This is a genomic window from Bacillus sp. SIMBA_005, assembly GCF_046535585.1.
GTDB classification, from domain to species: domain Bacteria; phylum Bacillota; class Bacilli; order Bacillales; family Bacillaceae; genus Bacillus; species Bacillus pumilus.
In genome coordinates, this window is sequence record NZ_JAWRWI010000450.1 from 1 (window position 1) to 269 (window position 269).

Here is a 269-nt window from a genome sequence, read left to right on the forward strand (position 1 = left end):
TGTCTGTTCGGCGCCTGTTCGACATCAATGGAAACGATTGCCGTCGCATCCGCGCTCATTGACGGCGGTTTTGCGAACCGGGCGATCGCAGCCACGAGCAGCCATAACGCGACGGCAGAACGACAATTCCGCAATCCGACGGAGTATGGCGGGCAAAAACCGGATACCGCCACTTCAACGGTCACGGGGGGCGGGGCGGTCATCATCAGCCAAAACCCTTCTGATATCAAGATTACAAGCGCAACAGTGGGAAAAGTAAGCGACCTCGG

The 269-nt window shown here is 57.6% G+C and carries 1 pseudogene; it reads left to right on the plus strand.

Going from position 1 to position 269, the window contains the following annotated elements:
• Nucleotides 1-269, plus strand: a pseudogene (locus SB660_RS20855) (stage V sporulation protein AD); the annotation flags it as partial.